This is a genomic window from Sphaerisporangium sp. NPDC049457 (assembly GCF_055586705.1).
The window spans coordinates 112,939-137,472 of sequence record NZ_JBVJHR010000010.1 but is presented as its reverse complement, the minus strand read 5'-3'; the positions used below and the strand labels follow the sequence as shown (position 1 = coordinate 137,472).

The 24,534-nt window shown below is 71.5% G+C and carries 23 protein-coding genes; 8 read left to right on the top strand and 15 right to left on the bottom strand.

What is annotated here, in order from left to right:
* Positions 1–38: 38 nt before the first annotated feature.
* Together trpS and ACZ6QO_RS17565 are read right to left on the bottom strand one after the other, a co-directional pair.
* A complete protein-coding gene (trpS, locus tag ACZ6QO_RS17570; protein ID WP_465851794.1) occupies positions 39–1,043 on the bottom strand; it encodes a tryptophan--tRNA ligase in 1,005 nt (334 codons plus the stop codon).
* Between the two features lie 65 nt (positions 1,044–1,108).
* Positions 1,109–2,461 carry a hemolysin family protein gene (locus ACZ6QO_RS17565; protein WP_465851792.1) on the bottom strand — a complete coding sequence of 451 codons (1,353 nt, stop codon included), beginning with the start codon at positions 2,459–2,461 and terminating at the stop codon, positions 1,109–1,111.
* A gap of 121 nt (positions 2,462–2,582) precedes the next feature.
* On the opposite strand from ACZ6QO_RS17565, the gene galE reads away from it, so the two are divergent.
* Both galE and ACZ6QO_RS17555 read left to right on the top strand, forming a co-directional pair.
* On the top strand, positions 2,583–3,545 hold the full coding sequence (galE, locus tag ACZ6QO_RS17560; RefSeq protein WP_465851790.1) for a UDP-glucose 4-epimerase GalE: 963 nt from the start codon (positions 2,583–2,585) through the stop codon (positions 3,543–3,545).
* A 110-nt stretch (positions 3,546–3,655) separates the two neighbouring features.
* Complete coding sequence (locus ACZ6QO_RS17555; RefSeq protein ID WP_465851788.1) at positions 3,656–3,787, top strand: hypothetical protein; 132 nt, start codon at positions 3,656–3,658, stop codon at positions 3,785–3,787.
* Positions 3,788–3,802: 15 nt separating this feature from the next.
* Here ACZ6QO_RS17555 and ACZ6QO_RS17550 read toward each other — a convergent pair whose 3' ends face one another.
* Together ACZ6QO_RS17550 and ACZ6QO_RS17545 are read right to left on the bottom strand one after the other, a co-directional pair.
* On the bottom strand, positions 3,803–4,651 hold the full coding sequence (locus tag ACZ6QO_RS17550) for a COG1361 family protein (RefSeq protein ID WP_465851786.1): 849 nt from the start codon (positions 4,649–4,651) through the stop codon (positions 3,803–3,805).
* A gap of 164 nt (positions 4,652–4,815) precedes the next feature.
* Complete coding sequence (locus ACZ6QO_RS17545; RefSeq protein WP_465851784.1) at positions 4,816–6,279, bottom strand: MDR family MFS transporter; 1,464 nt, start codon at positions 6,277–6,279, stop codon at positions 4,816–4,818.
* 128 nt (positions 6,280–6,407) lie between these two features.
* On the opposite strand from ACZ6QO_RS17545, the gene ACZ6QO_RS17540 reads away from it, so the two are divergent.
* Positions 6,408–6,935, top strand: a complete 528-nt coding sequence (locus ACZ6QO_RS17540; RefSeq protein ID WP_465851783.1) for a PadR family transcriptional regulator — start codon at positions 6,408–6,410, stop codon at positions 6,933–6,935.
* Here the strand turns inward: ACZ6QO_RS17540 and ACZ6QO_RS17535 are convergent.
* The 4 genes from ACZ6QO_RS17535 to ACZ6QO_RS17520 form a co-directional block, all read right to left on the bottom strand.
* Entirely contained in the window at positions 6,932–9,016 is a 2,085-nt protein-coding gene (locus ACZ6QO_RS17535) for a serine/threonine-protein kinase (protein ID WP_465851782.1), read from the bottom strand. The two genes, ACZ6QO_RS17540 and ACZ6QO_RS17535, sit on opposite strands and share 4 nt — an antisense overlap.
* A 224-nt stretch (positions 9,017–9,240) precedes the next feature.
* The gene (locus ACZ6QO_RS17530; protein ID WP_465851780.1) at positions 9,241–10,458 is read right to left on the bottom strand and encodes an NADP-dependent isocitrate dehydrogenase; all 1,218 of its coding nucleotides are present in this window, start codon (positions 10,456–10,458) and stop codon (positions 9,241–9,243) included.
* A gap of 103 nt (positions 10,459–10,561) precedes the next feature.
* The gene (locus tag ACZ6QO_RS17525) at positions 10,562–10,843 is read right to left on the bottom strand and encodes a DUF3017 domain-containing protein (protein ID WP_465851779.1); all 282 of its coding nucleotides are present in this window, start codon (positions 10,841–10,843) and stop codon (positions 10,562–10,564) included.
* A complete protein-coding gene (locus ACZ6QO_RS17520) occupies positions 10,830–11,951 on the bottom strand; it encodes a citrate/2-methylcitrate synthase (protein WP_465851778.1) in 1,122 nt (373 codons plus the stop codon). Before ACZ6QO_RS17520 ends, ACZ6QO_RS17525 begins: the two co-directional genes overlap by 14 nt.
* Before the next feature lie 182 nt (positions 11,952–12,133).
* On the opposite strand from ACZ6QO_RS17520, the gene ACZ6QO_RS17515 reads away from it, so the two are divergent.
* The 3 genes from ACZ6QO_RS17515 (at position 12,134) to ACZ6QO_RS17505 (ending at position 15,063) form a co-directional block, all read left to right on the top strand.
* Positions 12,134–12,784 carry an FHA domain-containing protein gene (locus ACZ6QO_RS17515; RefSeq protein WP_380839982.1) on the top strand — a complete coding sequence of 217 codons (651 nt, stop codon included), beginning with the start codon at positions 12,134–12,136 and terminating at the stop codon, positions 12,782–12,784.
* A gap of 201 nt (positions 12,785–12,985) precedes the next feature.
* Positions 12,986–13,564, top strand: a complete 579-nt coding sequence (locus ACZ6QO_RS17510) for a Uma2 family endonuclease (RefSeq protein WP_465852020.1) — start codon at positions 12,986–12,988, stop codon at positions 13,562–13,564.
* Positions 13,565–13,707: 143 nt separating this feature from the next.
* Entirely contained in the window at positions 13,708–15,063 is a 1,356-nt protein-coding gene (locus ACZ6QO_RS17505; RefSeq protein ID WP_465851776.1) for a mycothione reductase, read from the top strand.
* A gap of 125 nt (positions 15,064–15,188) precedes the next feature.
* Here the strand turns inward: ACZ6QO_RS17505 and ACZ6QO_RS17500 are convergent, their stop codons facing one another.
* The 4 genes from ACZ6QO_RS17500 to purN all read right to left on the bottom strand — a co-directional run bounded on the left by ACZ6QO_RS17500 (position 15,189) and on the right by purN (position 19,205).
* A complete protein-coding gene (locus ACZ6QO_RS17500; protein ID WP_465851774.1) occupies positions 15,189–16,040 on the bottom strand; it encodes a bifunctional methylenetetrahydrofolate dehydrogenase/methenyltetrahydrofolate cyclohydrolase in 852 nt (283 codons plus the stop codon).
* A 64-nt stretch (positions 16,041–16,104) separates the two neighbouring features.
* Entirely contained in the window at positions 16,105–16,842 is a 738-nt protein-coding gene (locus ACZ6QO_RS17495) for a DUF899 domain-containing protein (RefSeq protein WP_465851773.1), read from the bottom strand.
* A 138-nt stretch (positions 16,843–16,980) separates the two neighbouring features.
* Positions 16,981–18,528 (bottom strand): bifunctional phosphoribosylaminoimidazolecarboxamide formyltransferase/IMP cyclohydrolase, encoded by a 1,548-nt coding sequence (purH, locus tag ACZ6QO_RS17490; RefSeq protein WP_465851771.1) that lies wholly within the window; start codon positions 18,526–18,528, stop codon positions 16,981–16,983.
* On the bottom strand, positions 18,525–19,205 hold the full coding sequence (gene purN, locus ACZ6QO_RS17485; protein ID WP_465852018.1) for a phosphoribosylglycinamide formyltransferase: 681 nt from the start codon (positions 19,203–19,205) through the stop codon (positions 18,525–18,527). Before purN ends, purH begins: the two co-directional genes overlap by 4 nt.
* An 80-nt stretch (positions 19,206–19,285) precedes the next feature.
* Here purN and ACZ6QO_RS17480 point away from each other — a divergent pair, with 80 nt between their 5' ends.
* A complete protein-coding gene (locus tag ACZ6QO_RS17480) occupies positions 19,286–19,693 on the top strand; it encodes a hypothetical protein (protein WP_465851770.1) in 408 nt (135 codons plus the stop codon).
* A gap of 133 nt (positions 19,694–19,826) precedes the next feature.
* Positions 19,827–20,138 carry a UBP-type zinc finger domain-containing protein gene (locus ACZ6QO_RS17475; RefSeq protein ID WP_465851769.1) on the top strand — a complete coding sequence of 104 codons (312 nt, stop codon included), beginning with the start codon at positions 19,827–19,829 and terminating at the stop codon, positions 20,136–20,138.
* A 39-nt stretch (positions 20,139–20,177) separates the two neighbouring features.
* On the opposite strand, the gene ACZ6QO_RS17470 is transcribed toward ACZ6QO_RS17475, so the two are convergent.
* The 3 genes from ACZ6QO_RS17470 to sucC form a co-directional block, all read right to left on the bottom strand.
* Positions 20,178–21,926, bottom strand: coding sequence for a cell division protein PerM (locus tag ACZ6QO_RS17470; RefSeq protein WP_465851768.1), 1,749 nt, complete (start codon positions 21,924–21,926; stop codon positions 20,178–20,180).
* Between the two features lie 365 nt (positions 21,927–22,291).
* Complete coding sequence (gene sucD, locus ACZ6QO_RS17465; RefSeq protein WP_465851767.1) at positions 22,292–23,179, bottom strand: succinate--CoA ligase subunit alpha; 888 nt, start codon at positions 23,177–23,179, stop codon at positions 22,292–22,294.
* On the bottom strand, positions 23,179–24,357 hold the full coding sequence (gene sucC, locus ACZ6QO_RS17460) for an ADP-forming succinate--CoA ligase subunit beta (protein ID WP_465851765.1): 1,179 nt from the start codon (positions 24,355–24,357) through the stop codon (positions 23,179–23,181). Before sucC ends, sucD begins: the two co-directional genes overlap by 1 nt.
* Between the last annotated feature and the right edge of the window lie 177 nt (positions 24,358–24,534).

Sequence of the window (24,534 nt, the reverse complement as noted above, 5' to 3'; positions counted from 1 at the left end):
AGGACGATCTTCGCTGCCCGGCCGGCGGGGAGCGGGGGTCAGAGCTTGGGCAGGAAGCCGACGCGCTCGCGGACGAGCTCCATGGTCTCGCGGGCCACGGCCGAGGCCCGCGCGGCGCCCACCGCGAGCAGGCGGTCGAGCTCGGCCTCGTCGGCCAGGAGCTTCTCGGTGCGCTCGCGGATCGGCGCGAAGGCGTCGACGACGACCTCGGCGACGTCCTTCTTGAAGGCGCCGTAGCCGAGCCCGGCGTAGCGGGCCTCCAGCTCGGGGATCGGCGTGCCGCTGAGCACCGACTGGATGCGCAGCAGGTTGGTGACGCCCGGCTTGTTCTCGGGGTCGGCGACGACCTCGGAGCCGGTGTCGGTCACCGCGCGCATGACCTTCTTGCGCAGCGGCCCTGGCTCCTCCAGGACCTCGAGGATGCCCTGGGGGCTGGAGGACGACTTGGACATCTTCGCCAGCGGATCCTGCAGGTCGGCGATCTTCTCGACCTCCTTCAGGATGTACGGCGCGGGGACGTTGAAGGTCTCGCCGTACCTGCCGTTGAAGCGCTGGGCGAGGTCGCGGGTGAGCTCCAGGTGCTGCTTCTGGTCGCCGCCGACCGGCACGAAGTCGGCCTGGTACATCAGGATGTCGGCCGCCTGCAGGATCGGGTAGGTGAACAGGCCCACCCCGGCCGAGCTCTCGCCGTACTTGGCCGACTTGTCCTTGAACTGGGTCATGCGGGCGGCCTCGCCCATGCCGGTGTTGCACATGAGGATCCAGGCGAGCTCGCTGTGCTCGCGGACCTGGCTCTGCACGAACAGCGTGCTGCGCTCGGGGTCGATGCCGGCGCCGAACAGCTGGGCGGCGGAGACGCGTGTGCGGCGGCGCAGGTCGGCGGCCGAGGGGTTCACCGTGATCGCGTGCAGGTCGGCGATGAAGTAGAACGCGTCGTGGGTCTCCTGCATGTCGACCCACTGGCGCACGGCGCCGAGGAAGTTGCCGAGGTGGAAGGACTCGGCGGTGGGCTGGATGCCGGAGAGCACGCGAGGTCTGGCCATAGCACTCAATTGTGTCAGGCGCCGGGGACCGTCCGCGACTGACACGGGGGTAGGGCGCGGTGGGATCAGCCGGGACCTGGGGCCGCGTCCGGGTCCTCCGGCGCCACCGCGACGACCTTCCTGATGACGCGGACGCGGGCGACGCGGCGGCCGTCCATCTCGGTGACGACCAGGGTGCAGGCGGGCCGGTCCACCCGCTCGCCGACCTCGGGCAGGTGGCCGAGCGCGGCCATGACATAGCCGCCGAGGGTCTCGTACGGCCCCTCCTCCAGCGGGATGCCGGTCTCCGCGGCGAAGTCCTCCAGGTTGACCAGTCCGTCGATCTCCATCTCGCCCGCGACCAGGCGCACGGACTCGCCGTCGGCGTCGTACTCGTCGCGGATGTCGCCGGTGAGCTGCTCGACCAGGTCCTCCAGGGTGACGATGCCCGCCGTGCCCCCGTACTCGTCGACGACGATGGCCAGGTGGTGGCCGTCGTCGCGCATCTCGCTCAGCGTGGGCAGCACCCGCTTGGTCGCCGGCAGCAGCTTGACCGGCCTGATCGGCACCAGCTCGCCGATCGGCTCGATGCGCCCGGTGAGCACCGGGTCGAGCAGGTCGCGGACGTGGACGAACCCCACGATGTCGTCATAGGAGTCGCGGTAGACCGGGAACCGGGAGTGCGGCATCGCCGCCGCCAGGATCGCCGCCTCGGCCAGCGGGGTGTCCAGCGCCATGAACTCCACCTCGGTGCGCGGCAGCATCACCTCCCGCAGGTGGCGCTTGCCCGCGGTGAAGACCTCGTCGATCAGGTCGCGCTCGTCCTGGGTGAGCTCCTGGTGGCCGACGACCATGTCGCGCAGTTCCTCGGTCGTCATCTCGGCGCGGTCGGCCCGCGGGTTGCCGCCGAGCAGCTTCACCACGCCGTCGGTGGACTTCGACAGCAGCCAGATCACCGGGCGCGACAGCGCGGCCAGCCGGTCCAGGAACGGCGCGACCACCATGGACAGCCCCTCGGCGCGCTGCAGCGCGAGGCGTTTGGGCGCCAGCTCGCCGAGGACGAGCGTCACGTAGGAGATCGCGAGGGTGACCACGACCAGCGACAGCGGCCTGGCCGCGCCGGCCGGCAGGCCCGTCCGTACGATGAGCGGCTGCAGCTGGCCGGCCAGCGTGTCGGCGCCGACGGCGGCCGACAGCACGGTGGCCACGGTGACCCCGATCTGCACCGCGGACAGGAAGCGGTTGGGGTCGCGGGCGAGCCGGGCGACGCGCGCGCCCCGCCGGCCGTCCTCGGCCAGCCGCCGGATCTGGCTCTCGCGCAGGGAGACCATGGCCATCTCCGCCGCGGCGAAGAAGCCGCCGATCAGGACGAAGATGAGGACCAGGACGATGTTCGCCGCGACGTTGTGCACGTCGATGTCCGTTCGGGTGAGGCTCACACGATGATCTGGTCAGCGTACCCGTTGCCACTTCCCCCCAGAGCGCCCGGAGGCGCGTAAGCTGGACCTCAGACCTACAAAATCAAACACGATCGCACACGATCGAACGGAGGCAGGGCAAGTGAAGCTGCTGGTAACCGGAGGCGCCGGCTACGTCGGGAGCGCCGTGGCCGCACAGCTCGTCGAGGCGGGCCACGAGGTCACCGTGCTGGACGACCTTTCCACGGGTCACGCCGACGCGGTGCCCGCCGGCGCTTCGTTCGCCGAGACGTCCATCACCGAGGCGGCCGGCGTCCTTGACCCCTCCTTCGACGGCGTGCTGCACTTCGCGGCCCGCTCGCTCGTCGGCGAGTCGGTGGAGAAGCCCTCCTTGTACTGGTCCAACAACCTCGGCGGCACCCTCGCGCTGCTGGAGGCCATGCGGCTGCACGGTGTGCGGCGCGTCGTCTTCTCCTCCACCGCGGCGACCTATGGCGAGCCCGAGCGCACCCCGATCACCGAGACCGACCCGACGCGCCCGACCAACCCCTACGGCGCCTCCAAGCTCGCGGTGGACACGGCGCTGACCGCCTTCGCCGGCCTGCACGGCCTCGGGGCCGTCAGCCTGCGGTACTTCAACGTCGCCGGGGCCTACACCGCGGTGGACGGACGCGTGTACGCCGAGCGCCACGCGGTGGAGACCCACCTGATCCCGAACGTGCTCGCCGTCGCGCTCGGCCGGCGCGACGCGGTGAGCGTCTTCGGCACCGACTACCCCACTCCGGACGGCACGTGCGTGCGCGACTACATCCACATCGCCGACCTCGCCCGCGCCCACCTGCTCGCGCTGGACGCCTGCCGCCCCGGCGACCACACGATCTACAACCTGGGCAGCGGCACGGGCTTCTCGGTCCAGGAGGTCATCTCCGTGTGCCGGGAGGTCACCGGCCATCCCATCCCCACGGTGGTCGGCGAGCGCCGTCCCGGCGACCCGGCGGTGCTGGTGGCCTCCTCCGAGCGCATCCAGCGCGAGCTCGGCTGGAAGGCCGAGCACGCCGGCCTGCGCGCCATCGTCGCCGACGCCTGGGCCGCCCTGACCCGCTGAACGCCCGGCCGTCCGGCCACGACTGGAATCACGTTCTGCGAAAACGGCGTCTCACTCCGTCATCTTGTGGTGAGATCCTTCATGTGAGGAAAGACGGAAGCTTTTCACCTTTGACGCTGAAGGTGGCGCTTGCCGGTCTCATCCTGGTCTGCGCCACGGCCGCCGCGGCGGGCGCCGTCTTCGCGACGACCTATCCGGCGCAGCGGCCGGCCGCCGCCACCTGCCCCGCGCAGGCGCGGTGAGGGATGCCCGGACGGTCAGCCGCGACGCGGCGAGACGCGCACGCGCGCCTGGTTGTTGGCCGGGCGCCGGTCGCCGACCCGCGTGGAGTAGACCGTGGCCCGCGTCCCGGCACCGCGTGCGCGGCCGCGGGGCATCTGGAAGACCAGGTCGAACGTCCCGTGCGCCCCTGACCTGATCGGGCCGAGCGAGCAGCCCACCTGCCCGTGCCGCTCCGCGCACCGCGCGCCCTTGGCCGACAGGAACCGGGCGCCGTCGTCGGTGAAGTCGACCCGCGCGTCGCGCACCCCCCTCGGCCCGCCGTTGCGCACCGTCGCCCTGACGGGGAACCGCTCCCCCGGCCCGGCGCTCACGGTGGCGGGCGAGAGCCGCACGGCCAGGTCGGCCCCCTCGTCGACCCGCGTGAGGAGTTCGGCGCGGTTGTCGGCCTCGTTGTCGTCGACCACCTCCGACGACAGGCCGGCCGACGCGCGCAGCGGGCCGCGGGCGCCGGCCCGGACCAGTCCGAGGACGGTCACCGCCCCCGAGTCTCCGGCCTGGATGTCCGTCGGAGACGGGCACACCACCTCGTTCTTGGACGTGCCGGGGCGGCAGGAAGTCACGTTGACGGCGGCGATGTCGACCTCGTCCGGCAGGCGGATCGTCAGCACGGGCAGCACCGCCTCGCCCGGCCCGGCGTTGCGCACCTTCACCTCGTACGTCAGCCACTGGCCGGGCTGCGCGACCCGCGGCGAGGCGGCGACGCGCACCGACAGGTCCGCCCCTCCCCATCGCCCGGCCGGGCGCCCGGAGGCGGCGTTCACCACCGGAGCGGCGACGAGCAAGAAGACCAGACCGGCGGCGACTCCAGCCGTGAACAGACCCATAAACGTGCGACCCCCATGCGTTCGGCATCAATTGAACGTCGCGGGGGGCGCCGCGCGCTCGCCCGACACGCGCCCCCCTGTACAGGCGAATCTCACGGAACCGCAAAGCCTTGTCACGACGTCCTTCACCGGCCGCACATGCCGCCTGAACTACGCGAACGTCGCTATTCCGCGACGGCGGGAGCCCCGGGCGCCGCGCCGTCCGCGATCGTGCGCCGCGGGAGGAAGACGAGGGCCGCGAACGCGACCGCCGCGCCCGCCACGGCCAGCCAGGGGATGACGGTGGCGGCGGCCGCCGCGTGCGCCTGGGCGGGCACGTGGGCCGGCGCCTGGTCGCGCACCACCGAGGCGTAGGCCGTGCCGGCGACCGCCAGGGCCACCGACCCGCCGATCTGGCGGAAGAAGGTGAGCTTGGCGGTGGCCGTGCCGATGTAGCCGGCCGGGACGGCGTACTGGACGGCCACCGTCAGGCCCGAGAGCATCGGCCCCACGCCGAGGCCCATGAGCGCCATCCACGCCACCAGGCTCCAGTCCGGGGTGTCCACGGCGAGGCCGGAGCTCAGCAGCCCGCCGGCGGCGATCAGGAACGGCGCCGCCACCAGCCAGGGCTTGTAGCGGCGCGTCCTGCCGATCAGGGCGCCGGTCAGCACGCTGCCGGCCAGCATGCCGAGCATGAACGGGTAGATGCGCAGGCCGGAGTCGGTGGCGCTCAGGCCCTTCGCCTCCTGGAAGTAACGCGGCAGGAACACCGCCCCGGCGTACAGGCACGCCGCGGTGAAGAACGAGGCGAGGTTGGCGATCGTGTAGGTGCGGTTGCGGAACAGGTGCATGGGCACGATCGGCTGCTCGGCGCGCAGTTCCACCGGCACGAACGCCGCGAGCAGGACGGCGGCGGCGAGCAGCGGACCGGCGACCGGCGGGCTCGTCCAGGAGTGGCCGTCCAGGCCCTTCTCGGTGAGGCCGACCAGCAGCGCGCTGATCGCCACCGTGAAGACCCCCATGCCGAGGTAGTCGGGCCTGGCCCGACCCGCGCCGGCCGCGCGGGGCAGGCGCAGGGCGATGATGGCCAGCAGCACCGCGCCGACCGGCAGGTTGACGAAGAAGGCCCAGCGCCAGCTCGCGTGGTCGGTGAAGAAACCGCCGAGGAAGGGCCCCGCGATGTAGCTCGCGGCCATGACGCCGCCGAGCGCGCCCTGCACCCTGCCGCTCTCGCCGGGCGGGAACAGGTCGGCCACCAGTGCCAGCGACAGCGGGATGAGCGCGCCCGCACCGAGCCCCTGCAGGCCGCGGAAGGCGATGAGCTGGCCCATGTCCTGGGCGAGGCCGCACGACGCCGACCCGAGCAGGAAGACCGTGACGCCGATCAGCAGCAGGGGCCGGCGCCCGTAGGCGTCGGAGAGCCGGCCGTACAGCGGGACCGTGACCGTGGAGGTCAGCAGGTAGGCCGTCACGACCCACGTGTACAGGCCCGCGCCGCCGAGTTCGGCGGTGATGCGGGGAAGGGCCGTGCCGACGATGGTCTGGTCGAGCATCGCCAGGAACATCCCGCCGAGCACGCCGGCCAGCAGCAGCCCGTTCCCCTTGGACGTGGGCTCCGCGCGCTCGGGAGCCGTGGTGGTGACCGCCATCTGTCGTCCTCTCGCCCTGCGTGGCATGGCCGGACCGGGGCACACCAGAGCGCCTCTACCTGTCCGACCGAACATGTAGAAGATGACATGTAAGTACTGACATGTCAATGGTTGAGTATCATGACGCCATGTCCCTGCGCATCGCCCTCCTCGGCCTGCTGTCGTCCTCCGGCCCCGCGAGCGGGTACGACCTCACCAAGAAGTTCGAGGTGACGATCAACCACGTGTGGCAGGCCGGGCACAGCCAGATCTATCCCGAGCTGGCCAAACTGGCCGCCGACGGCCTGATCACCGTGGCGGCCGAGGGGGCGCGCGGCCGCAAGACCTACGCGATCACGCCCGAGGGCAGAGCCGAGGTGCGCCGCTGGATGGTCGAGCACGAACCCGCCGGCCCCACGCGAAGCGAGAGCGCCCTCCAGGCGTTCCTGCTGCCCATCCTCGACGTCCCCGAGGCCATCGCCGTGCTCGAACGGATGGCGGCCGCCTCCCAGGCCAACCTCGACCACCTCCACGAGCTGAAAGCGGCCACCTTCGGCGCGGCGCCCCTCCCGTCCGGCCGCCTCGGCTCCCACGCCCTCAACCTCGGCATCGCCCAGACCGAAAGCTTCCTCACCTGGGCCCACCACACCATCGACGAACTGCGTGCAGGGCGCTAGTCGCAGGGGGCGGGGGACGGTCTGGTGGCCTCGGGGGTGAAGTCGACCTTGGAGAAGTACTTTTTCAGCAGCGCCTGCGCCGTGCGGTCGGCGTACATCTGGGAGATCGCGCCGCGCACCGCCTGACACCCCCGCACGTCGCCCTTCTTCACCCCCACGGCGTAGCGCTCGTCGGTCAGCCGCGCGCCCAGCACCTTGTAGCGGATGCTCTCGCGGTCGGCGAACCCCGCGAGGAGCAGGTCGTCGCCGGGGACGGCGTCCACCTTGCCCTCGCGCAGCAGGTCCATGCAGGCGGCGTAGGTCGGGGCCGCCTGGAGCTGGACGCGGACGGCGTCCTGGACGAGCCCGGTGGTCACGCTGGCCCCCGGGGCGCACATCTTGTGCCCCGCGAGATCGGACAGCTTCTCGAACGGGTCTCCGTCCCGCACGAGCACGTCGACGTGGCCGGTGTAGTACGGCCCGGCGAACGTCACCGCGTCCTTCCGGCCGGCCGCGATGGAGTAGCTGGCGATGACCAGGTCGGCCTCGCCGGACGCCAGCACCGACGCCCGCTCGCTCAGCGCCACGGCCCGGAAGGAGACCCCGCTCGCCGGCACCCCGAGCTGCTTGGCGATGTAGGTGCCGACCTCCACCTCGAACCCGTGCCACCCGTCCTGGCCGTGCAGGGCGATGCCGGGCACCAGGTCGCGTACGGCGATGGTGAGCTTGCCGGTCATGGCCGCCTTGTCGGCGACCGAGGAGAAGATCGCCGGGGCGGAGGACGGGCTCGGCGACGCGCCATCGGTGGGCGTGGGAGTGGCGGTCGTCGGCGGCGCGGTGCCGAGGGTGGACGACGGCCGCGGGCCGGGGCCGCCGAGCCCGAGGCCCAGGCCGGGCCCCCACTGGCGTACGGCCAGCGCGCCGCCACCGGCCAGCACCAGGACCGCCGCCGCGGCCGCCACCCATCGTCCCTTGCGCGGACGCCCGGGTGCCGGTGCGGGCACGCCGCCGGTGGGGACGGCCTCAGGTGACCCGGGCCGCCCGCCGCCCGCGAGGTCCGGGCCCACCATTCCGAACTGGGCGTTCTGACCAGCCTGTCCACTGCCGTGGGCGGTGGACCAGGCCGTAGGCGCACCACCAGGACCGGTGGGCCAGGCCGTGGGCGGGCCGCCGTGGGCGGTGGGCCAGGCCGTTGGCGCGCCGCCGGGACCGGCGGCCCAGGCGGTGTCGGCGGTCTCCCGTCCGGCCAGTTCGGCGCCCTCGCTCAGCACGGCGGTGGACGCGTCCTCCGCGTCGGCGTGGCCGAGCAGCCGCAGCAGCACCCGGTCGGCCGTCGGGCGGGAGCGCGGGTCTTTGCCGAGGCACGCGCGGACCACGCCGCGCAGCGGCTCGGGCAGCGCGCTCAGGTCGGGCTCGTGGTTGAGCACGCGGTTGAGCACCACGGCGATGGAGGTGCCGCCGAAGGGCGCCCAGCCGGTGGCGGCGAACGCCATGGTCGAGCCCCACGCGAACACGTCGGCGGCCGGCCCCACCTCTTCCCCGGAGATCTGCTCGGGGGCCATGTACGCGGGCGTGCCGACGGCTCTGCTGGTGATCGTGCCGGTCGAGTCGAGGATGCGCGCGATGCCGAAGTCGACCACGCGCGGCCCGTCGACGGCGATGAGGACGTTGTCGGGCTTGAAGTCGCGGTGCACGATGCCGGCGCGGTGGATGGCGGTGAGCGCGGTGGCGGTGCCGACCGCGAGGCGTTCGAGCGCGCCGGCCTTGAGCGGCCCGCCGGCTTCGACGGACTCGCGCAGGGACCTGCCCTCGATGTACTCGCTGGCGATGTACGGGGTGTCTCCGTCGAGGTCGGCCGCGATCACGCGGGCCGTGCAGAACGAGGCGACGCGCTGGGCGGCCTTCAACTCACGGGCGAAGCGCGACCTGGCCACGAGGTCGCCGCTGAACTTCACGTGCAGCAGCTTGACCGCCGCGCGCTCGCCGGTGCCGTCCTGGCCGAGGTAGACCACACCCTGGCCGCCCTCCCCGAGGCGGCCGGTCAGTCTGAAAGGGCCTATCTGCTCGGGGTCTCCCCGTCCGAGCGGCCCGAGCTCCGGCATTCCCGTCCTTGTGGTCGCGTCATGTCCCGACCATGAGAACTTTACGGCCCCTTGGGGGCCGCACCGGCAGCCGATACCACGCCGTGACCTCCGGTGAACGGCGTGAGGACCGCCCCCGCCGTTCCGGCGAACGGCGTGCGGGCCGCCCACCGCCATGCCGGCGAACGGCGCGAGGGCCGCCCACCGGCGTTCCGGCGGGCGGCCCTCGCGTCAGGCCCGCCGGGTCAGCCGGCCATCTTCTTCTTGAGGTTCTCGTCCAGCGCCGCAAGGAAGTCCTGCGTGGTCAGCCACTTGGCGTCGGCTCCCACGATCAGGGCCAGGTCCTTGGTCATCTGGCCGCCCTCGACGGTCTCGATGCAGACCTGCTCCAGCGCCTCGGCGAACGCGGTCACCTCGGGGGTGTTGTCGAGCTTGCCGCGGTGGGCGAGGCCCCGCGTCCAGGCGAAGATCGAGGCGATCGGGTTGGTGGAGGTGGGGTTGCCCTTCTGGTGCTCGCGGTAGTGGCGCGTGACCGTGCCGTGCGCGGCCTCGGCCTCCACGGTGCGGCCGTCGGGGGTCATCAGCACCGAGGTCATCAGGCCGAGCGAGCCGAACCCCTGGGCGACCGTGTCGGACTGCACGTCGCCGTCGTAGTTCTTGGCCGCCCAGACGTAGCCGCCCTCCCACTTCATCGCGGCGGCGACCATGTCGTCGATCAGCCGGTGCTCGTAGGTGATGCCGGCGGCCTCGAAGTCGGCCTTGAACTCGGTCTCGTAGACCTCGGCGAAGATGTCCTTGAACCGGCCGTCGTAGGCCTTGAGGATCGTGTTCTTCGTCGACAGGTAGACCGGGTAGTTGCGGGTCAGGCCGTAGCGCATGGAGGCGCGGGCGAAGTCGCGGATCGACTCGTCCAGGTTGTACATGGCCAGCGCGACGCCGGGGCCGGGGAAGTCGTAGACGTCCAGCTCGATGGGCGCCGAGCCGTCCTTGGGGGTGAACGTCAGGGTCAGCGAGCCCTCGCCCGGCACCTTCAGGTCGGTGGCGCGGTACTGGTCGCCGAACGCGTGACGGCCGACGACGATCGGCTTGGTCCAGCCCGGGACGAGCCTCGGCACGTTGGACATGATGATCGGCTCGCGGAAGATGACGCCGCCGAGGATGTTGCGGATGGTGCCGTTCGGCGACTTCCACATCTTCTTCAGGCCGAACTCCTCGACCCTCGCCTCGTCGGGGGTGATGGTGGCGCACTTCACGCCGACGCCGTACTGCTTGATGGCGTTGGCGGCGTCGACCGTCACCTGGTCGTCCGTCGCGTCGCGGTGCTCGATCCCCAGGTCGTAGTACTTGAGGTCGACGTCGAGGTAGGGCAGGATCAGCTGGTCCTTGATGAACTTCCAGATGATCCGGGTCATCTCGTCGCCGTCGAGTTCGACGACGGGACCCGCTACCTTGATCTTGGGCATGCTTGGGGTTCCCCTTCTCACACTTCTTACGACTAGGCTGACCAAACCGGTCTTTCTACGCACGCAATCGTCGTGAGGCTACCCGACCGGGTGTGCCGGGCCGTTATCTGCCCGCCATCCACTGCACGGCGACGCTGACGGCGACCACGGTGAGCATGCAGCCGAGGACGCCATAGGTGACGGCGTCGGTGCGCCGCCTGCGCACCGCGAGAAGGCTCTCGTCGCCGCCGGGGACGACCAGTCGCAGCGCCGCGCCGAGGAACACCGACGCGGCCACGACCAATGAGCCCGCCCATGCGGGCAGGCCCATCGCGATCGTCCCGAGACCGACGGCCGCACCCGCCAGGACCAGCAGGTACGACCCCCAGCCCTTACCTTTCGTCAATCGGTGTCCACTTCTGGTCACGCTGCCCGATGTACTCGCTGTCGGGGCGGATCAACCGGTTGTCGGCGTGCTGTTCGATCACGTGGGCGGTCCAGCCGGACATCCTGCTCACCGAGAAGACCGGGGTGAACAGATCGGTCGGAATACCCAAATAGTGATAGACCGTCGCGGCGTAGAAGTCGACATTGGGATACAGCCCCTTCTCGGCGAAGACGACCTCCTCCATCTCCTTCGACATCCGATAGTAGGTGTCGTCGCCGCCGGCCTCGCCCAACTCGCGCGACATCTTGCGCAGGTGCGTCGCGCGCGGATCCTCGGTCTTGTACACGCGGTGGCCGAAGCCCATGATCTTCTCGCCGCGGGCCAGTTTGTCGCGCACGGCCTGCGCCACCCCGTCGGACGGGATGCTCTCCAGCGTGCGCATCACCTGCTCGTTGGCGCCGCCGTGCAGAGGGCCCTTGAGGGTGCCGATGGCCGCCACGACCGCCGAGTGCATGTCCGACAGCGTCGCCGCGCACACGCGGGCGGCGAAGGTCGAGGCGTTCATGGTGTGGTCGGCGTGCAGGACCAGGCAGGTGTCGAAGATGTCGACCGCGCGCTGGTCGGGGACGCGGCCGGTGATCTGCAGCAGGAAGTTCGCCGCGACGCTCAGCTCCGGATCGGGCTCGCGCAGCGGGGCGCCGGTGCGGGCCGCGTGGTAGCGGGCGACGAGGATGGGTTGCTGCGCCGTCAGGCGCGCCGCCTTGCGGCAGTTGGCGTCGGACTCGTTGGAGTCCTTGTCGGGGTCCTCGGCGCTGGCGAGGGACACCAGCGTCCGCAGCGCCTCCATGGGCGCCTGTTTCTCTGCGATCTCGGCGACGTTGGCTTCGACGAGCGCGCCGAGCGCGCGACCTCGGACGAGTTCGGCTCCGTAGTCGGCCAGCTGCTGACGCGTGGGGAGCGTGCCATGCTGCAGCAGGTGCGCGGTCTCTTCGAAGGTCGTGCGGCCGGCCAGCTCGTGAATGTCGTAGCCGCGGTAGAAGAGGCGACCGGCTTTGCCGTCGATGTCGCTCAGCGCTGTAGACGCGGCGACGACATCGGCGAGGCCTTTGGTGGGGTTGTCCGCCATGTGTTGTTTCCTCCGCTTATCTTCGTCCGAAGTCTACCTGTGAGCTGGTAAAACCGGCCGCGGAGGTCCAGACCAATTTCTGCATTCATTCTCGTTACGGCAAAGGCGATTCCCCAACCCCTCGTTTGGGTAAGCCGGAGCTGTAGCGGAAGTAACGGCGGGCTACCTGGGGAGGAACTGCCGTGGAGGGGCCGTTCATACGCGTCGAGGACACCGGTGAGGTCGTCCCGTTGCGCCCCGAGATCACGACGATCGGCCGAGGCCGAGGCGTCGACGTCAGGCTGGCCGATCCGAGCGTGTCACGGTTGCACGCCGAGTTCGTCCGCCGCGGACCTTACCTGTATGTCGTTGATCTGGGCCTGTCCCGCAACGGCACCCGGGTGAACGGCAGGCCGATCGCCCGGAGGGTGCTCGACGACGGCGACGTCGTCTCCTTCGGCGCGGCGCGCTGCCGGGTCGGCGGCATCCCGAGGGAGGACTTCGCGCCGGAGGTCGAGCTGCGCCGCGCGGCCGCGCCCGAGCTGACCAGGCGGGAGGTCGACGTGCTGACCTCCCTGTGCAGGCCCGCGCTGTCGGACGAGGCGTTCGTCGCACCGGCGACCGCCCGCGAGATCGCCGACGACCTGGTCGTCACCGAGGCCGCGGTCAAGCAGCACCTGCTGCGCCTGTACCAGAAGTTCCGCATCCCCGAGGGCATCAACCGGCGCACGAGGCTGGCGAACGAGGTCGTCGCCCTCGGCCTGGTACGCCCCACACCCGTGGTGCCGCCGCAGCGCACCTCGGGCCCCGGCGAGTCCCCGCCCCCACAGACGGCCAACCGCCGAGCCTCATGACAACAGGGCCCTGCCGAGCTCCGGCCTTCCCGGAGACTCGGCGGCCCACCCCCGCCGGGCTCCGGTACTCCTAGCAGAAGACGGCCTCAGCACGCCTCCGGTGCGTGGTGGTTCCGGCACAGGGAGTACGGGAAAACCAGTGGAGAGAACGAGTGCGGTTGTTAGCGTGAGAGCATGACAGTCCAGGTCCGGAGCGAAATCATGACAGACCGCCAACTTCCCGACTGGCTGGTGCCACCAGCAGAGGGCTTCAAGGCGGAAGATCTCGATCACATTCCGGATTTGCCTGCGCACACAGAGTTGATCGATGGAAGCTTGGTCTTCGTGAGCCCCCAAGCTTCCTTTCACGGGTTGACGATCACCGTGCTGGAGAACGGCCTCCGCCGGCACCTGCCCGCCGAACTCCGGGTCCGCCGCGAGATGAGCGTGACCCTCGGCCTTCGCCAGCGGCCGGAACCGGACATCGTCGTGATCAACGAAGCCGCCGATCTCGGACTCGACGTAACCGCCTATCAGGCAGCCGATGTCGTGCTCGCGGCCGAGGTGGTGAGCCCGGACTCCGACACGCGCGATCGAGAGCGTAAGCCCCAGCTGTACGCGGCGGCCGGCATCCGGCATTTCTGGCGGGTGGAGCAGAACGACGGCCGGGCCACCGTTTACGTCTACGAACTCGACCCGGCCGCCAAGGCGTACGCGCTGATGGGCATCCACCACGACAAGCTGCAGGTCAGCGTACCGTTTGAGATCGACATCGACCTGACCGAGATCGAGCGGCTCTGACGGCGGGGCCCGGCGGAAATTCGACGCCGGGTCCGGCATACCGCCCCCTGTCCGCCCCCTTCGCCGACCTGCCCGGCGTGGCCGCCGTATGGTAAGGATCGCGGCGAAACGGTCGGCGGCATCCAGCGGAAACGGAGACGGGCGTGCGGCACTACGACCTTCTGATCCTCGGGGCGGGCAGCGGCAACATGCTGCTGAACGACGAAGTCGCGCACCTGCGCACCGCCATCGTCGAGCCCGACCGGTTCGGCGGCACCTGCCTCAACCGCGGGTGCATCCCGACCAAGATGCTGGTCGCCGCCGCCGACGCGGCCTCCGGTGCCCGCGCGGCGGCTCGGCTCGGCGTCATGGCCACGGTCGAGAAGGTCGACTGGAAGGCCATCCGCGACCGGGTGTTCAACCGCATCGATCCGCTGCACGACAGCGCGCTGCGCTACCGCCGCCGGCACGGCGTCGACGTGTACACCGAGGAGGCCCGGTTCGTCGCGCCGAAGGTGCTCCAGGTCGGCTCCGAGCGGATCAGCGCCGACACGATATTGGTCTCGGTCGGGTCCCGGCCGGCCGTCCCGGACATCGCCGGGCTCGACGCCGTCCCGTACCACACCTCCGACACGATCATGCGGATCGACGAGGTGCCGGCCTCGTTGGTCATCATCGGCGGCGGGTTCATCGCCGCCGAGTTCGGTCACATCTTCGGCGCCCTCGGTTCGGAGGTCACGATCGTGCAGCGCGGTCCGCGGCTGCTGACGGGCGAGGACGAGCAGGTGTCGGCGCGGTTCACCGAGCTCGCCGCGCAGCGGCACCGCGTCCTGCTGAACGCCCACGCCACCTCGGTGGCGCGGGACGGCGACGGCGTCGAGGCCCGCGTGGCCGGGCCCGACGGCGAGCAGGTCGTGCGCGCCGCGATGATGCTGGTGGCCATCGGCCGGCTGCCCAACACCGACCGGCTCGACTGCGCCGCCGGCGGGCTCGACCTCGATGAGCACGGCCACATCCGGATCGACGCCGCCTGCCGCAGCTCGGTGCCCGGCGTCTGGGCGATCGGCGACGCGGCCAACCACTTCCAGCTCAAGCACATGGCCAACGCCGAGGTGCGGCTCATGCGGCACAACATGCTGCATCCGCAGGACGTGCGCGACCTGCCCACCTCGGTCGCGCCGCACGCGGTCTTCAGCGACCCGCAGGTCGCCTCCATCGGGCTGACCGAGCAGGACGCCCGTGCTCGCGGCATCCCCTACCTGATCAGCGTCCGCGACTACGCCGACACCGCGTACGGGTGGGCGCTGGAGGACACCACCAGCTTCGTCAAGATCTTGGCGAACCCGGCCGACCGCACGCTCCTCGGTGCGCACATCATCGGTCCCCAGGCGGCCACGCTCATCCAGCCGCTGATCCAGGCGATGGCGCTCGGTCAGACCGCGGACCGCATCGCGCGAGACGTGCTGTACATCCACCCCGCCCCGACCGAGGTCGTCGAGCAGGCGCTGCTGGCCCTCTGACCCGCCGCCGGCCCAAGACGCGGTCCCGGGCGCCGCACGACGAACGCGAAGAGCCCGGTGGGCAGGTGCGGGTCATGGGACCCGGTGTTCCGGCCGGCCTCGGCGAGCCCGGTGCTCCGGCAGGGTCAGCGGGCTTGGCGTTCGGCGGACTCGACGACGTTGGTGATGAGCATCGCGCGGGTCATCGGGCCGACGCCGCCCGGGTTGGGGGCCACGAACCCGGCGACCTCCCGCACCTCCGGCGCGACGTCCCCCGCGAGCTTGCCGTCGACGCGCGAGACGCCCACGTCCAGCACGGCGGCGCCGGGCTTGACCATGTCCGGCGTGATCAGGCCGGGGACGCCGGCCGCGGCCACGACGATGTCGGCCTCGCGCACCCGCGCAGGGAGGTTCTGGGTGCCGGTGTGGCACAGGGTCACGGTGGCGTTCTCGGTGCGGCGGGTCAGCAGCAGTCCCAGCGGGCGGCCCACGGTGATGCCGCGGCCGATGACCGTGACGTCGGCGCCCTTGACGGCCACGCCGTACTCCTGCAGGAGCACCACGATGCCCCGGGGCGTGCACGGCAGCGGGGCGTCGACCATGTGCACGAGCCGGCCGAGGTTGACCGGGTGCAGGCCGTCGGCGTCCTTGCCGGGGTCCATGCGCTCGATCAGCGACTGGGCGTCGAGGTGGCGGGGCAGCGGGAGCTGGATGATGTAGCCCGTGCAGGCCGGGTCGGCGTTCAGCTCGTCGATCGCGGCCTCCACCTCGGCCTGCGAGGCGGTCTCGGGGAGGTCCTTGCGGATGGAGGCGATGCCGACCTCGGCGCAGTCGCGGTGCTTGCCCGCGACGTAGATCTGACTGCCCGGGTCGTCGCCGACGAGGATCGTGCCGAGGCCGGGGGTGACGCCCTGCGCGGCGAGCCTGCTCACCCGCTGGGCCAGGTCTGCCTTGATCTTCGCCGCGGTGGCCTTGCCGTCGAGAATCTGCGCGCTCACAGCTCGCCATCCTCCCATGCCGGGCGCCGGGAGGCCGCCCCGAGGGTACGGCCTGCCGGAGCGGTCAGTGATGGGAGCAGCAGGCGCCGGGCTCGCCGTCGTAACGGTCGTGGTGGGGGAACTCGCTGACGTGCCTCTGCCGGCCGAGGGGGGTGAAGTCGAGGTAGTTGTAGGTGTTCAGCAGCACCTCAGGGCCCCGGCCGTAGGTCGAGTAGGTGTGGAACACCCGCTCGCCGTCACGCAGGAACACGCTGAGGCCGTGCCCGTCCTGTCCGTTCTGGGCGAAGAAGTGCAGGCCCTTGCGCTCCAGGTTCGCCTTGTCCATGTAGTTGTACTCGACGGGGGCGACGGCCTCGTCGTTGCTGGCGTGGAAGTCGTAGTTGAAGTCGCCGCCGTAGGAGGAGTACCACGGCAGGGTCCAGCCCATGCGGTGCCTGAACCGCTCGATCGAGGCCAGCGGCGCGCGGGACACCAGGGCCAGCGTGGTGTCGCACCCGTGCAGGTGCCGCGGGTCTCCGACGTGGTCGACCAGGAACGAGCAGCTCGTGCACCCCTCGTCCGCGTCGGGCACCCACATGAAGTGGTAGACGATGAGCTGGCGGCGCCCCTCGAACAGGTCGAGCAGGCTCGCCTCCCCGTGCGGGCCCTGGAAGGCGTACGGCTTGCCGATCTCGACCATGGGCAGCGCCCGGCGCTCGGCGTTGAGCGCGTCCCGCGCCCGGGTCAGCTCCTTCTCCTTCACCAGAAGCTCTTCGCGGGCCTTCAACCACTCCTCGCGCGACACGATCGGAGGTGACTCCACCGGTCCTCCCAGAGATGCGACGGCTGCCGCTGTCCACGGTAGACCGGGGGCTCCCGCCCGTCCCGCCGCCCGGCGAATCTCAGGGGTGGCGGCGCCGCGCTCCGGGGCCTTGACGGGACCCCGGAGCGGCCGCGGTGATCAGTGGAAGAAGTGGCGGGTGCCGGTGAAGTACAGCGTGATGCCGGCCTTGGCGGCGGCCTCGATGACCTCCTCGTCCCGGACGGACCCGCCGGGCTCGACGACGGCCTTCACCCCGGCGTCGATGAGCACCTGCAGCCCGTCAGCGAACGGGAAGAAGGCGTCGGAGGCCGCCACGGAACCCTCCGCCCGGTCACCGGCCCGCGACACCGCCAGACGAGCGGAGTCGACCCGGTTGACCTGGCCCATCCCGACGCCCACGGTCGCCCCGCCGGAGGCGAGCAGGATGGCGTTGGACTTGACCGACCGGCACGCCTTCCAGGCGAACGCCAGGTCGGCCAGCACCTCGGGCGAGGCCACCGGACCGGCCTTGAGCTCCCAGGCGGCCGGGTCGTCGCCGGGCGCGTCCACCCGGTCGACGGTCTGGGCCAGCAGGCCGCCGTCGATGCGGCGGAACTCGGCGGGGTTGGCCGGGCCCGCGGGGCAGCGCAGCAGCCGGAGGTTCTTCTTCTTGGTCAGCACGGCCAGCGCCGCGTCGGTGAACGACGGCGCGACGACGACCTCGGTGAAGATCGGCGCGATCTGCTCGGCGAGCGCCTCGGTCACCTCGCCGTTGACCGCGATGACCCCGCCGTAGGCGGACACCGGGTCGCACTCGTGCGCCTTGCGGTGCGCCTCGGCCACGTCGGCGCCGACGGCCACGCCGCACGGGTTGGCGTGCTTGATGATCGCGACGGCCGGCTCGGCGAAGTCCCACGCGGCGCGCCAGGCGGCGTCGGCGTCCACGTAGTTGTTGTACGACATCTCCTTGCCGTGCAGCTGCTCGGCGTTGGCCAGGCCGTCCTGCCCTGCGGAGTAGAGCGCCGCCCCCTGGTGGGGGTTCTCGCCGTACCGGAGCACGGCCCGGCGCTCCCACGTCGCGCCCATGAAGGACGGCCAGGCGGCGTCGTCCTCCGGGGCGTAGACGTTGGCGAACCACGAGGCCACCATCGTGTCGTACGCGGCGGTGTGGGCGTAGGCGTCGGCGGCGAGGCGTCGGCGCTCGGGCTCGGTGAAACCGCCGCCCTCGACCGCCCTGAGGACGTCGCCGTAGCGGGCGGGGTCGGTCACCACCGCGACCGTGCCGTGGTTCTTCGCCGCCGCGCGGATCATCGCCGGGCCGCCGATGTCGATCTGCTCGACGCACTCCTCCTCGGAGGCGCCCGAGGCGACCGTCTGCTGGAAGGGGTACAGGTTGACCACGACGAGCTGGAACGGCTCGATCTCCAGCTCTTCGAGCTGCTTGACGTGGGAGGGGTTGGACCCGTCGGCCAGCAGGCCGGCGTGCACGCGCGGGTGCAGGGTCTTGACCCGCCCGCCCAGGCACTCGGGGAAGCCGGTCAGCGACTCCACCGGGGTCACCGGGACGCCGAACGAGGCGATCTTCGACGCCGTGCCCCCCGTGGACACGATCTCGACGCCGGCGGCGTCCAAGGCGCGGGCCAGGTCCTCCAGCCCGGACTTGTCATATACCGTGATCAGCGCGCGCCGGATGGCGATGCGGGTCACTTCGTGCTCCTCCCTGTGTCCAGGCGGCCCGGAGCTCCCGGACGGCCCGGAGGTTGCGACTGGCTCAGGTGGTCTGCGTCGCCCAGGCGGACGTGGCGGCCGCTCACCGTCCAGCCGTCCCGGGCCATGCGGCCCACGACCTCGACGAGCAGGCGACGCTCGACGGTCTTGATGCGTTCGTGCAGCGAGCTCTCGTCGTCCCCGTCGTGGACGGCCACCGCCTCCTGGGCGATCACCGGGCCGGTGTCCACGCCGGCGTCGACCAGGTGGACGGTGCAGCCGGTCACCCGCACGCCGTAGGCGAGGGCGTCGGGGACGGCGTGCGCGCCCGGGAAGGACGGCAGCAGGGCGGGATGGGTGTTGACCACCGGGAACGCGCCGAGGACCTCCGGGCCGAGGATCTTCATGAAACCCGCGGACACCACCAGGTCGGGCTCGTGCGCGGCGATCGCCGCGCGCAGGGCCTGGTCCCACTCCGTTCGGGTGGGGTGACCGGCCAGTTTGACGACGAAGGTGGGCAGGCCGGCGCGCCGGGCGCGGGCGAGGCCCTCGATGCCTTCGCGGTCGGCGCCGACGGCGACGATACGGGCTCCGTATGCGTCATCAGCGGCGGCGTCCATGAGGGCCTGTAGGTTGGTCCCGGAACCGGAGACGAGGACCACGAGCCGAGCCGACAGGGCTGCACTCCTTCGAGGTGACGTTGTCGATATGGCGTCAGCGTATCGGCCCGTCCGCTCCACGACGCAGAGGAGGTCAGGTGCAACCACCCGTGGAGACATCGGGCAGTGAGATCGGGCGCCGGGCGCTGCTGCTCTCCATCGGCGCGCTGGCGCTCACCTTCCTGGTGCCGGTGTTCGGCCTGGCCCTCGGCGTCTTCTCGGCCGTCGTGTGCTTCCGGGCGTGGCGTGCGCTGTCCGGCCGTCAGCGGCCCGTCGTGCTCGCCGTCCTCGGGATGCTGCTGTCGCTGGCGTCGCTGTGCCTGGCCACCCTGGTGATGTGGGTGCAGATGTACTTCAGCGGCGAGCTGACGGCGTACACCGAGTGCATGAAGGGCGCGGGCACGGCGACCTCGCAGCAGGTCTGCGTCGGCGACCTGGAGCGGGCCGTGGAGCACCGGCTGCCGTTCATGCCGAAGGGCAGCGTGCGGCTGCCCTTCCCACCATGACGCCGCTCACCCGACCTGGTGTGTCGCCACTTATCGTGACTTATGTAGACAGCATGCCCGGCCTGCTCTCCTGGAGCGGCCGGGGAACGGGAACGGTCGCGTGATCGCGCCGTCCGCTCACCAGAGGAGAACAGTGAAGGACTGTAACCACCTCGGCTCCGTGAAGGACGTCGAGCCGAACACACCGCAGGGCTGCGAGGAGTGTCTGGCCATGGGCGGGCGCTGGGTCCACCTGCGCACCTGCCTGGCCTGCGGGCACGTCGGCTGCTGCGACTCCTCCCCGAACCGCCACGCCAGCAAGCACTACGCGACCGACGGGCACCCGATCGCCGAGTCGTTCGAGCCCGGCGAAGACTGGGCGTGGTGCTACGCCGACGAGGTGTTGTTCGAGCCCTCCCCGAGCGGCCAGGGCGAACGCTCGCACGCCACGCGCTTCCACCTCTGACGACCGAGCGCCCCGCCTTGGACGAGGGCGCTCAAGAGGTCAGGAGTCGCGGTCCCAGGCGTAGGGGTCGACGTAGATGATGTGGCCGCCGCGGTCGTCGGACTCGTCCACGATGTCGCGGCGCGGCGGGCGCGGTTCCTCGCGCCTGACGCCGCGCGCCTTGCCCGCGGCGGTCCTCGCTCCGGACGAGCCCTTGCCGGCGGATCCCTTGCCGGCGGGCCCATTGCGTGCGGGCCCCTTGCCGTCGCGCTGGGCGTTCGCCGGGGGCTCGTCCCCGAGAGCGGGGCCGAGAGCCTCGGCGGCGGCCGAGGCGTGCTCGTCGGACCAGTCGGCCCTGATCACCGGGATCGGCTGGGTGTCGGCCTCTGTGGCGTCCATCCAGTGGCCGGGCAGCTCGCGGCCGGGCGCCGGCGCGGTCAGCTTGGCCCTGCCGGCCACCTTCGCGATGGCGTCGCCCGCCCTGCGGACCGGCGCGGCCTCCAGCCTGGCGCCGTGGAACACCAGCCACCAGTTGGTCAGCCCCGCGGAGATGCCCGCGGCCACGCCGACCTCCAGCGTCACCGACAGCGCGACCTCCCACGCGGAGGGGCCGACGGCGGAGAGGCGGGCGCCGCCGAGCGGGCCGCCCGCGAGCGCGGCCAGCAGCCCCGCCGACAGTCCGGCGCCCACGCCGCAGACGAAACCCCACAGCGGCGCCGACTCGAAGTGCGGGGTCGGCGAGATGCGCGCCACCATGACCCCGGCGACCGCGCCGGCGATGAACGGGACCGCGAGAACCCCCATGATCCACGGCGACATGACGCCGGAGTCGGGCAGCGCGCCGAGGATCGGCAGGGCGGGGACGGCCCCCAGCTGCACGCCCGTGGGCGCGACGAGCGTGCCCGTACCCAGGGCGAACCCCGGCCCGCTGATGTAGGCCAGGCCCCAGATGACGAAGTTGAACAGGTAGAGGGCCTCGACGAGCAGTAGGAGCGCCCCGCCGACGAACCCGGGCGCCAGCAGCTCCGACAGCCGCCGGATCTGCCCGAAGTCGGCCACGACCGCGGCGAGCACGAGCACGAGCCCCGCCGCCAGCATGATCGACAGGGCGACGGCCGTGCCGACGACGACCGACCGCGCGCGCTCGGGCAGCAGGCGGAGCATCGAGCGCCACGGGCCGATCGTGCGGGCGGTCGCCAGGGACCCGGCGACGAAGGCCAGGACGAGATGGCTCAGCAGCGCCTCGCCGACGAACGGCTGGGTGAGGTTGTTCTGGGCGGCCAGCGCGATCACCCCGGCCAGCAGGGCGTACGGGGCGGCCAGCGAGATGCCGGCCTGGGCGATCAGCACGAGCTGGGCGCGGCGGCGGGCGTTGGACAGATCCTTGGTGCTGCCCTTGGGCAGCCGGGCGGGCAGCCGCAGCCGCAGGTCGGCGTCCCTGGCCATCCACATCGCGGCCCGGTACAGCAGCGCGGCGGGCAGCACCGTCAGGCCGAGCGGCAGCAGCCCGACGCGCCCGCCCGGGATGGCGAAGCCCGCGTGGTGGGCGGCCAGCCAGACCTGGCAGGCGGCCCGGAACACTCCCGGCAGCCCCTGCCCGAACGCGCCGCGCGGCGCGGCGATCCACCCGATCAGGGTCAGCGTGGTCAGGACGGCGAGGCCGACGCCGAGCGTCCAGGCCGCGGCGAGCATCCCGGAGACGGGCAGCGGACGGCGCGCCTCGTCGTCGTCGCCGCCGCTCCCCGCCAGGGGGATGCGGCTGAGGACGGTGCGGGGGGCCGCCCGGAGCTGGTCGAAAAGGGCCGTCACAGTATTCGATGGTCTCAGCATGTCCGGCCCGGGCGGGCCTACCGCGACCGCGTGTCGCCCCCTTTGTCCCCGAGACGATCAGCGGACCGGTGCGCGTCCGGTCCATGTGCGCGTCCGGGCCATAGGCCGGCCGGAGTCCGCGGGCCGGGGCCGCCGGTGCGGCCGGCCAAGGTCCGCAGGCCAGAGCCGTTGGTGCCGCCGGCCAAGGTCCGCCTTCCAGGGCCGCCGATCGGTCGGCCGAGATCAGCGGGCCGGCAACCGCCGGTGCGGCCGGCCGCGTCCATCTGCCGGGGTGATCCCGGACATGACAGAGACGCCCGGCCGGTGACCGGGCGTCTCTGTGGTCTCTCGCTGCGGCGGCCGCGTCAGCGGGAGCGCATGATCTCGCGCATGAGGCGGGCGGTCTCGCTGGGGGTCTTGCCGACCCGCACGCCGACCTTCTCCAGCGCTTCCTTCTTGGCCTGCGCCGTACCCGCCGAACCCGACACGATCGCGCCGGCGTGCCCCATCGTCTTGCCCTCGGGCGCGGTGAAACCGGCCACGTAGGCCACGACGGGCTTGGTCACGTGCTGCTCGATGTAGGCCGCCGCGCGCTCCTCGGCGTCGCCGCCGATCTCGCCGATCATCACGATCGCCTCGGTCTCCGGGTCGGCCTGGAAGGCCTCCAGCGCGTCGATGTGCGTCGTGCCGATCACCGGGTCGCCGCCGATGCCCACCGCCGTGGAGAAGCCGATGTCGCGAAGCTCGTACATCAGCTGGTAGGTCAGCGTCCCGGACTTGCTCACCAGGCCGATGCGGCCGGAAGAGGTGATGTCGGCCGGGATGATGCCTGCGTTGGAGGCGCCGGGCGAGGCGATGCCGGGGCAGTTCGGGCCGATGATGCGGGTCTTGCCGCCCTTGGCGATGGCGTACGCCCAGAACTCGGTGGAGTCATGGACCGGCACGCCCTCGGTGATGACGACGGCGAGCGGGATCTCGGCGTCGATGGCCTCCTTGACGGCGGCCTTGGTGCCCGCGGGCGGCACGAAGATGACGGTGACGTCGGCGCCGGTGGCGGCCATGGCCTCGGCCACGGTCGCGAAGACCGGAAGCTCCACTCCGTCGAAGTCGACGGTGGTGCCCGCCTTACGGGGGTTGGTACCGCCGACGACCTTCGCACCGGACTTGAGCATGCGCCGGGTGTGCTTGGAGCCCTCGGAACCCGTGATGCCCTGGACGATGATCTTGCTGTTCTCGGTCAGCCAGATTGCCATTACGCACCTACCGCAGCGAGCTCGGCGGCGCGCTTGGCCGCTTCGTCCATAGTGTCCACGAGTTCGACGCGGGGCAGACCCGCGTCGTTGAGAATCTGCCGCCCGAGGGTGGCGTTGTTGCCGTCCAGGCGGACGACCAGCGGGTGGCTGACCGCCTCGCCGCGGTCGGAGAGCAGCTTGAACGCCGACACGATGCCGTTGGCGACGGCGTCGCAGGCGGTGATGCCGCCGAAGACGTTCACGAAGACCGACTTGACGCTCGGGTCGGACAGCACGATCTCAAGGCCGTTGGCCATGACCTCGGCCGAGGCGCCGCCGCCGATGTCGAGGAAGTTGGCCGGACGCTGGCCGCCGAACTGCTCGCCGGCGTAGGCGACGACGTCCAGGGTCGACATGACCAGGCCCGCGCCGTTGCCGATGATCCCCACGGAACCTTCGAGCTTGACGTAGTTGAGGTCCTTCTCCTTGGCCCGCGCTTCCAGCGGGTCCTCGGCGGCCTTGTCGGCGTAGGACTCGTGCTCGGCCTGGCGGAAGGTGGCGTTGTCGTCGAGGGTCACCTTGCCGTCGAGCGCCTTGACCTGGCCGTCGGCGGTCAGGATCATCGGGTTGACCTCGACCAGCGTGGCGTCCTCGTCCACGAAGACGGCCCAGAGCTTCTCGATGATCTCGGCGGCGCCGTCCAGCGCGGCCTCGGGGAGGCCGCCTGCCTGGGCGATCTCACGGGCGCGCGCGCGGTCGACGCCGGTCAGCGGGGAGACCGGGATCTGGGCGACCTTCTCCGGCGAAGTGTGCGCGACCTCCTCGATCTCCATGCCGCCCGCGGCGGAGCAGATGGCGAGGAAGGTGCGGTTGGCGCGGTCGAGCAGGAACGAGAAGTAGTACTCCTCGGCGATCGCGCTGGCCTCTTCGACGAGGACCTTGTGGACCGTGTGTCCCTTGATGTCCATGCCGAGGATGTCGGCGGCCTTGCCCTCGGCGTCGGCGGCGTCGGCGGCGACCTTGACGCCTCCGGCCTTGCCGCGGCCTCCGGTCTTGACCTGGGCCTTGACGACCACGCGGCCGCTCAGCCTTTCGGCTGCCGCGCGCGCCTCCTCCACGGTGTGCGCGACGACGCCGCGCGGCACCGGGATGCCATACTCCGCGAAGAGCTCCTTCGCCTGATGTTCGAACAGGTCCACGAGGGTCCGTCCTTGCTTGTCCGGCTGTCTTCTTCTCTACGTTGAGGCCAGACCTCAAGGCACCCGCGATCCGCCGGAAGCCTGGCCTGAGAAGCCTAGCCGCCACCAGGACGTGGAACGCTCGCCGGGGGGTCATTACCTCGACGCTAGGGGTAATGAGATACGCCACCTTTTCCC

What these genes read in the sequence shown, in the direction of transcription:
- trpS (WP_465851794.1), bottom strand. Translation starts at nt 1,043, where the DNA reads ATGGCCAGACCTCGCGTGCTCTCCGGCATCCAGCCCACCGCCGAGTCC.
- sucD (WP_465851767.1), bottom strand. Translation starts at nt 23,179, where the DNA reads ATGGCAATCTGGCTGACCGAGAACAGCAAGATCATCGTCCAGGGCATC.
- ACZ6QO_RS17535 (WP_465851782.1), bottom strand. Translation starts at nt 9,016, where the DNA reads ATGCCGGAGCTCGGGCCGCTCGGACGGGGAGACCCCGAGCAGATAGGC.
- ACZ6QO_RS17520 (WP_465851778.1), bottom strand. Translation starts at nt 11,951, where the DNA reads ATGGCGGACAACCCCACCAAAGGCCTCGCCGATGTCGTCGCCGCGTCT.
- ACZ6QO_RS17530 (WP_465851780.1), bottom strand. Translation starts at nt 10,458, where the DNA reads ATGCCCAAGATCAAGGTAGCGGGTCCCGTCGTCGAACTCGACGGCGAC.
- ACZ6QO_RS17540 (WP_465851783.1), top strand. Translation starts at nt 6,408, where the DNA reads ATGTCCCTGCGCATCGCCCTCCTCGGCCTGCTGTCGTCCTCCGGCCCC.
- ACZ6QO_RS17510 (WP_465852020.1), top strand. Translation starts at nt 12,986, where the DNA reads ATGACAGACCGCCAACTTCCCGACTGGCTGGTGCCACCAGCAGAGGGC.
- ACZ6QO_RS17550 (WP_465851786.1), bottom strand. Translation starts at nt 4,651, where the DNA reads ATGGGTCTGTTCACGGCTGGAGTCGCCGCCGGTCTGGTCTTCTTGCTC.
- ACZ6QO_RS17545 (WP_465851784.1), bottom strand. Translation starts at nt 6,279, where the DNA reads ATGGCGGTCACCACCACGGCTCCCGAGCGCGCGGAGCCCACGTCCAAG.